The 6,493-nt window shown below is 73.2% G+C and carries 8 protein-coding genes and 2 pseudogenes; 3 read left to right on the top strand and 7 right to left on the bottom strand.

Translation table 11 applies throughout. The features are described from left to right. The 3 genes and pseudogenes from AE652_RS46800 to AE652_RS32465 all read right to left on the bottom strand — a co-directional run. Positions 1-226 (bottom strand): annotated as a pseudogene (locus AE652_RS46800) (hypothetical protein); the annotation flags it as partial. Further along, positions 223-795: an RNA polymerase sigma factor gene (locus AE652_RS32470; protein ID WP_049658113.1), complete on the bottom strand. Its 573-nt coding sequence runs from the start codon at positions 793-795 to the stop codon at positions 223-225. The gene AE652_RS32470 and the pseudogene AE652_RS46800, both read right to left, overlap by 4 nt. 325 nt (positions 796-1,120) lie before the next feature. Continuing rightward, positions 1,121-1,594, bottom strand: coding sequence for a MarR family winged helix-turn-helix transcriptional regulator (locus tag AE652_RS32465; RefSeq protein ID WP_049658111.1), 474 nt, complete (start codon positions 1,592-1,594; stop codon positions 1,121-1,123). 183 nt (positions 1,595-1,777) lie between these two features. Here AE652_RS32465 and AE652_RS32460 point away from each other — a divergent pair, with 183 nt between their 5' ends. Next, positions 1,778-2,188, top strand: coding sequence for an organic hydroperoxide resistance protein (locus AE652_RS32460; RefSeq protein ID WP_049658109.1), 411 nt, complete (start codon positions 1,778-1,780; stop codon positions 2,186-2,188). A gap of 117 nt (positions 2,189-2,305) precedes the next feature. Here the strand turns inward: AE652_RS32460 and AE652_RS32455 are convergent, their stop codons facing one another. Further along, positions 2,306-2,677: an SHOCT domain-containing protein gene (locus tag AE652_RS32455; protein WP_049658108.1), complete on the bottom strand. Its 372-nt coding sequence runs from the start codon at positions 2,675-2,677 to the stop codon at positions 2,306-2,308. A 152-nt stretch (positions 2,678-2,829) separates the two neighbouring features. Here AE652_RS32455 and AE652_RS32450 point away from each other — a divergent pair, with 152 nt between their 5' ends. After that, complete coding sequence (locus AE652_RS32450; protein WP_159028615.1) at positions 2,830-3,378, top strand: hypothetical protein; 549 nt, start codon at positions 2,830-2,832, stop codon at positions 3,376-3,378. Positions 3,379-3,418: 40 nt separating this feature from the next. On the opposite strand, the gene AE652_RS32445 is transcribed toward AE652_RS32450, so the two are convergent. From AE652_RS32445 to AE652_RS32435, 3 genes are all read right to left on the bottom strand, one after another. Beyond that, positions 3,419-4,069: a hypothetical protein gene (locus AE652_RS32445; RefSeq protein WP_063780338.1), complete on the bottom strand. Its 651-nt coding sequence runs from the start codon at positions 4,067-4,069 to the stop codon at positions 3,419-3,421. A 162-nt stretch (positions 4,070-4,231) separates the two neighbouring features. Beyond that, entirely contained in the window at positions 4,232-4,885 is a 654-nt protein-coding gene (locus tag AE652_RS32440; RefSeq protein WP_049658102.1) for a CBS domain-containing protein, read from the bottom strand. 229 nt (positions 4,886-5,114) lie between these two features. Continuing rightward, on the bottom strand, positions 5,115-6,215 hold the full coding sequence (locus tag AE652_RS32435; RefSeq protein ID WP_082346120.1) for a substrate-binding domain-containing protein: 1,101 nt from the start codon (positions 6,213-6,215) through the stop codon (positions 5,115-5,117). 60 nt (positions 6,216-6,275) lie between these two features. Here AE652_RS32435 and AE652_RS46795 point away from each other — a divergent pair. Further along, positions 6,276-6,493 (top strand): annotated as a pseudogene (locus AE652_RS46795) (hypothetical protein); the annotation flags it as partial.

The following is a 6,493-nucleotide window of genomic DNA, read 5'->3' as shown; positions in this document are numbered from 1 at the left end:
CTGAACCCGCCCCCGCTGCCGCTCCCGGGCTCGGCCCCGAGAGCGGAGCGTGCGGTGGCCGGGCCCCAGCGGGCGGCCTGGCAGGGCGTTCGCGCAGCGCCGGGGCGGTCCGCCGGGCGGCGGCGAGCCGCTCGGCCAGCCGGCGGGTGAAGTCCACCGGATCGTGGTCGTCGAACTCCCGCTCCAGCTCGACGGCGTGCGCACGCAGCAGGTCCACGACCCTCATGTCTGCGCCCCGCCGTCGTCCTGGTGCTCCAGGAGGTACTCCAGGTGACGCCGCCCGAGGCTGTAGTAGGTGCGGGCGGTGGTGTGCGCGATGCCGAGGGACCGTCCGATGTCGTGGTACGACAGCCCCGCCTGGCGCAGCCGGACCACGTCGGCCTGGACGGGTGCGGCCCGCGCGAGCTCCTCCATCGCCCAGTCCAGGGCATCCAGCTCGGCGAGTTCGTTCAGCTCGTCCTGGCTGGTGTCGGGGCGGCGCTGGGCGATCACCCGCAGCCGCTTGCGTTCGGTGCGCCGGCGCTCGCGCATGACGTCCACCACCGCGTCCTTGACGATCTTGAAGGCGAAGGCCTGCGGATCGGGGCTGGCCAGGGCCCGGCGCCAGTTCTTGTAGAGCGTGGTGCCCGCGTTCTGGACGGCGTCCTGGGCATCCTCACGGTGCCGCAGGCGCTGCTGGGCGTAGCGGAGGTAGCCGGAGTTCTCGCGGGTGAAGAAGGCCTCGAAGTCGTTCGGCAGGTCGCCGAGCGGGTCGGCTCGCAGACCCCGCTCCTCGCCCGGCCCGGGAGTGCTCACGCGACCCCCCTTTCGTGGTCGGCTGGCCGGCCCGCCTGGTGGCACGCCGACGGCCCCTTGGGGCTCGTGGTGTAACCGTCCGGGAGGTCCGGGATGTTGACCGGATCGGGCAGACAATTGCCGAACGTTTCCGTTCACTTTTGAACAGTGCGGCTGACCTGCCGCTTCACCCTCGCGCACCCAGCCGGAAGACTCGCAACGTGACCCAGATCACAGCGTGCGAGGGTGCCGCTTGACAAGCCCTACGGCACCACCCGCACCATCCCCGCAACCCTGCGGACCCCACCCCGCAAAGCGGCCCCCACTCCCTCAGGAGCCAAACCCCCTACGGCGCCGGCTCCACCTCCGCCGCATCCAGCGTGGCGGTCACCCGCTCCAGCAGCCCGCGCAGTGCGACCAGATCCTCGACCGGCAGCCCGGTCGCCGCGAGCAGCCGACGCGGAACCTGCCCGGCCCGCTCGCGCAGCGCCGACCCCTCGGGAGTCAGGCGGACGGTGACCGACCGCTCGTCCTCCGGGCTCCGCTCGCGGCGCACCAGCCCGGCCGCCTCCAGGCGCTTGAGCAGCGGGGAGAGCGTCCCGGAGTCCAGCCGCAGCCGCTCGCCGATCCGCTTGACGGGCAGCTCGCCCTCCTCCCACAGCACCAGCATGACCAGGTACTGCGGATAGGTCAGCCCGAGGTCCCGCAGCAGCACCCGGTACACGCCGCCGAAGGCGCGGGAGGCCGCGTTGAGCGAGAAGCAGATCTGCTGGTCGAGGCGGAGCAGCTCCTCGTCCGCCATGCCGGGGTGAGTCGTCATGAGCCCATGGTACCGATCACCATCGCGCCATTTAGTTGTGCACAATTAAATTGCGTGCTCTACTTGTCGCAACGCACCACCGCACCACCGCACCGACCGAGCGGCCGCCGACCAGCACGCCGGGCCGGCGACCGCCCGGACAACCGACCGCAGGAACACCCAGGACCCGAAGGGGAAGCCACCATGGACGCGCTCTACACCGCAGCCGCCACCGCCAACGGCCGGGAGGGCCGCGCCGTCAGCTCCGACGGACAGCTGGACCTCGCGCTGGCCATGCCGCCCGCGCTCGGTGGCAGCGGCCAGGGCACCAACCCGGAGCAGCTCTTCGCCGCCGGCTACGCCGCCTGCTTCGCCAGCGCCCTCGGCCTGGTCGGCCGCCAGGCCCGGGTGGACACCAGCGAGGTCTCGGTGACCGCCGAGGTGTCCATCGGCAAGGACGAGGCCGGCTTCGCCCTCGCCGTCGTGCTGCGCGTCGAGCTGCCCGAGTCGCTCGCGGGCGAGACCGGCGAGCTGCTGGTCAAGCAGGCGCACCAGGTGTGCCCGTACTCCCGTGCCACCCGGGGCAACATCCCGGTCGAGCTGGTCGTCGAGTAAGCACCCCCGAGAAGGAGCGCCCCGGGGGAAGAGCACCCCGAGCGCCCTCCGACCGCCCCACCGACGGACCGGGCCCGCCGCACGCGATGCGGCGGGCCCGGTCCGTCCTCCCTGGGCTCAGTCGCCTCCCGGCCCGTTCGCCGAACGCAGCGTGTCCAGTCGGTGCCGGTACTCCTCCGCGTCGATCTCACCCCGCGCGAACCGCTCCGCGAGCAACTGCTCCGGGGACACCCCCTGACCTCCTTGCCCTCCCTGACCCCCTTGGCCCCCTTGCCCCACCGGGCCCCAGCCGTGCGGACCGCCCGCCCCGGCTCCTCCGGCGCCGGGTGCCGCCCGCCCGGGCGGGATCGGCTGCCGCGAGCGCGCTACGTAGCGGAACAGGGCCACGGTGAGCAGGACGACGATCACCAGGAACATCAGCGTCCCGAACGCCATCAGCCCCATGCCCCAGCCACCCACGTAGTGGCCGTGCCCGTGCCAGTACCTCATCAGGACCTCCTCCTCCGGCCCCGTCGGGGCCCGCCGAGGTGAGCAACGCCTACCACCATCGTGCTCCCGCTGGTGGTGAAAGCGGCGTGAGGGTGGGCTGAGAAAACGTTCCGGCAACCGTTCCCGGGCCCCACCGGGGTAGCGTGCCGCTGGTGACCCACCATCCGCCGCCCGCGTTCCACCCCCAGCGGCCCACGGCTCACCAGCCGTCCATGGCCTTCCATCCGCCGGAGGACGACCGCTCCCCCGAGCAGCTCGTCGCCGCCGGGGTGCTGCGGCGCCACCCGGACCCGCGCCCCCACCCGGCGCTCGGCCACTCCCCGATCGGCTACGTCGCCACCGCGCTCTGGGCCGAGCTCACGGCCCTCGCCATCGCGCCGGCGGCCGCCGAGGCCACCGCCACCGCACTGCTGCGCGCGATCGCCGACCGCGCCGTGGACGCGGCGCTCGCCCCGGGCAACGAGCGCGCCCCGCGCGACGACCTGTACGTGGCCGACCCGGCCCACATCGGCCCGTACCGCCGGGCGATCTGGTTCCAGCGTTCCAACCCGCACGGCCCACACGCCCCACACGACCCGCACAACCCGCACAACCCGTACGGCTCGCAGGGCCCCCGCGGCCTGCTCACCCCGGTCGACGCACGCGGCGGGTACGCCCCCCGCGGCCCGATCACCGCCTCCTTCGCGCCCCACGAACCGTAGCCCCGGGCGCCCCTGCCCGCCCTCGCCCGCCCCGCCTCCCTCAGCGCTCGACCTGGAGGCTGTGGCACACCCAGCTCAGCCGGTCCGGCCCGCCGTACGGCGGCCGGTCGTGATACGTCCCGTCCGCCACCGACATGTTGACGATCAGGTACGCGTGCCACGCGGACCCGACCCCGTGCAGGTCCGCGTAGACCAGCTCGTCCTCCACGTACCAGTCCACCGAGTTCGCGCCGAGCACCACCCGCAGGCCGAAGGTGGCCCCCGGCCCGATCCCGGCGCTCGCACCGTGCCAGTACCGGAAGCCGCCGCGGACGTGGTTGGAGATCTCCAGCAGGTCCGGGTTGTCGGGGTGGTACTCGAAGACGTCCACCTCGTTGCCGCCGTCCCGCCAGGTCCAGATCGCCGGCCAGGCGCCGAGCTCGACCGGCAGTGTCACGCTTGCCGACAGCACGTCCCCGGCGCGGAGCTGGAAGCCGTCGGGACTGCCCTCGGTGGTCAGCAGACTGCAGCTCCACAGCCCGCCACTGTGCCTCCTGACCGCCGTGAACTGCCCGTCGGGGCAGTAGTCGCGGCTGAGGTAGTCGAGTTTGTGGTCGCTCCGGTTGGTCGGCCCCATCCGGGGATAGGCGCTGCTGCGCCCGGCGATCCACTGCCTGGTCGAAGTGAAGTCCGCGTCGAACACGACTGCCACGGCCGCCTCCCCGGAGCGCTGGCGTCCCGGCAGTCCGCACCGCCAGGCACACAGGGTGAGTTACCCGATACCCTCCGCAGTATGCGAAGTGGATCGTTCGGGTCCGGGACGAACGTGCGATTCGGGACCGGTACGGCCGGTCAGGGGTCGGCGCCGAGCAGGTCAGCCGACCGGAGCCGCGCCTCCGGCCCCGAGCCGGTCGGTCACCGAGACCACCCCGTCCACCGAGCGGCACAGGTTGAGCACGATCGGCACCAGGTGCTGCTCGGGCACGGTGCCGCTGAGCACCACCCGCCCCTGGGTGACCTCCACCCCGATCTCCGCCGGGCTGACCCCGTCGATCCGGCCGAGCACCTCCTCGACGATCTCCCGCCGGATCACCATGTCCTCGCGCAGGAAGACCCGCAGCAGGTCGCCGCGGCTGACCATGCCGACGACCCGACCCTCCTCGTCCAGCACCGGCAGCCGCTTCAGGCCGTGCCGGCTCATCAGCCGGGCCGCCGCGACCACGCTGGTGCCGGGCGTGGTGCAGACCGGCTGCGCCGTCATCAGGTCGGCCGCGGTCACCTCGCCGTCCGGGCCCGCCTGCGCCGACTCGGGCGCGGGCAGCAGGCTGGCCGGGTCCTCCTGCGCGGCCAGGGTGCGCAGCAGGTCGGCTTCCGACACCACGCCGAGCGGTCGCCCTTCCGGGTCCACCACCGGTACGCCGGTGATGTCGTACTCGCTCAGCAGCGTCACGATCTCCCGGAATCCGGTCTCGGGCGAGACCAGGACCACGGGGCTGGTCATCACGGATTCGACGGTGGCATGACGCACGCCGGTTCACCTCGTCCAACGATGCTGGTCCGACCGGACGCGGATCGTCCCGGCCGGTACCGGCAGCATCGCCCGTAACGGCCGCGACCGCCAGGGGCCAAGGGGCCGAACGGGCGGGACCTTGTGCCCCGACCTGCTGACACGGCCCCGACACCACGCCCCGACCAAGCACTGGCACCGCGTCTCCGGCACCACGTCCCCGGCCGGGGCAGGCGCGGGAACGACGCTGTCAGGCGTGCGTGGTCGCTCCGCAGACGAAGGCGGGAAGCCGCAGGAAGCCGTGGCTCCGGACGTCCGCCGCGGCCGCCGGGGAGGTGCAGAACCAGCCGTTGCGGCCGAACACGGCCCGCAGCGCCCGTCCCTGCGCGTCGACACTCGTCCAGTCTCCGTCCCGCACCCCGACGTAGAGGGCCCGGCCGTACCAGGTCGTCAGGAAGGCCGGGTTGGTCCCGCCGTCGACCGTGGGCGCCGTTCCGTCCAGGGACTGCGGCACGAGCACTCCCGGGTCGTCGCCCGGCTTCCGGTGACCGCCGGTGACCTGTCCGACCCAGCGGCCGACCGAGTACGGGACGATCGCGTTCGGGTCGTGCAGGACCGCGTCCTCCCCCTGGTCCTCGGCGACGCCGGAGGTCACGCACGGGCCCGCGTAGAAGGTGCCCGGATCGCCGTTCGGGGAGGCGGCGGCCGCGAAGGCGGTCATCTCGTCGGAGAGGTAGGACGATCGAAGCGTGGCGGGGTCCGAGACGTGGACACCGGGTACCACGGGCCTGATCGTCGCGTCCGGAAGGCTCGGGTCGATCTGCCGCCAGTTGGTGATGTCGCAGGAGTAGATCCACCGCAGATCGGCGGTCGTCAGGTTCTTCGGTGCGTTGCCGCCCGCCGGGGCCGCCCAGGTCACCGCGTCCCTCACGAGCGGGACGAAGTCGATCGAGGTCAGGTCGCCCTGCTGTGGCGGCCTGCTCAGCCTGGCGAAGTCGACCGTTCCACTGCTGTTGAACGCCAGGGCGTTGAGGGCGCTCCGGGTGTTGGTCGGCCGGAAGATCTCGGAGGCCCCGGTCTTGGGCGTGATCGTGCTGGATCCCCGGGCGTCCCAGCTGTAGAGCCGGGGCGAGGTGGTGTCCCCGGCCGCCGCGAGCGAGGCGTTGTAGTCCGCCGCGAGCTGGTTGAGGAGCGCGTCGGCGGCCGGGGCGCCCACGCCGACCAGGTCGGCGGCGGCCGTCGCCGCTGGTCGGCACCGGGCGGGCCGCCATCGCTCGCCGGACGTTCTTCCAGCGGTGGCGCGCCGCACGTCCGTCATATGCCCGCCGATCACCCCGGACGGCGCAACCATCACATGATCGACTCGTTGGACCGTCCACCACGACAGCGGTACGGCTCCCGGGAGGGCCCCTTGGCAGTAAGGACGGTGAGCACGGCCGCGCTGCGCCGGGATGTCGCGGCGCGCCCGGTGGCCCTGGCGGAGGCCTCGCTGGTGCGCCATTACCGACGGCTGGTCCGGCTCGCCTACCTGGCGCTGCCGGCCGACCGCGACCGGCACACCCGGGTGCTCGCCGCCCACTGCGCCGTCCAGCGCGCCCTGCCCACCCGCTGGGCCCGCACGGACCGAAC

Origin of the sequence: Kitasatospora sp. MY 5-36 (genome assembly GCF_001182915.1) — a bacterium.
Lineage (GTDB): Bacteria > Actinomycetota > Actinomycetes > Streptomycetales > Streptomycetaceae > Kitasatospora.
Note: the sequence above shows the minus strand (reverse complement) of the source record. Positions and strands in the feature narration are given on the sequence as shown.

Excerpts from the sequence above, each read along its gene's own strand:
- AE652_RS32465 (WP_049658111.1), bottom strand. The coding sequence starts at position 1,594 with ATGACGACTCACCCCGGCATGGCGGACGAGGAGCTGCTCCGCCTCGAC.
- AE652_RS32460 (WP_049658109.1), top strand. The coding sequence starts at position 1,778 with ATGGACGCGCTCTACACCGCAGCCGCCACCGCCAACGGCCGGGAGGGC.
- AE652_RS32455 (WP_049658108.1), bottom strand. The coding sequence starts at position 2,677 with ATGAGGTACTGGCACGGGCACGGCCACTACGTGGGTGGCTGGGGCATG.
- AE652_RS32435 (WP_082346120.1), bottom strand. The coding sequence starts at position 6,215 with ATGGTTGCGCCGTCCGGGGTGATCGGCGGGCATATGACGGACGTGCGG.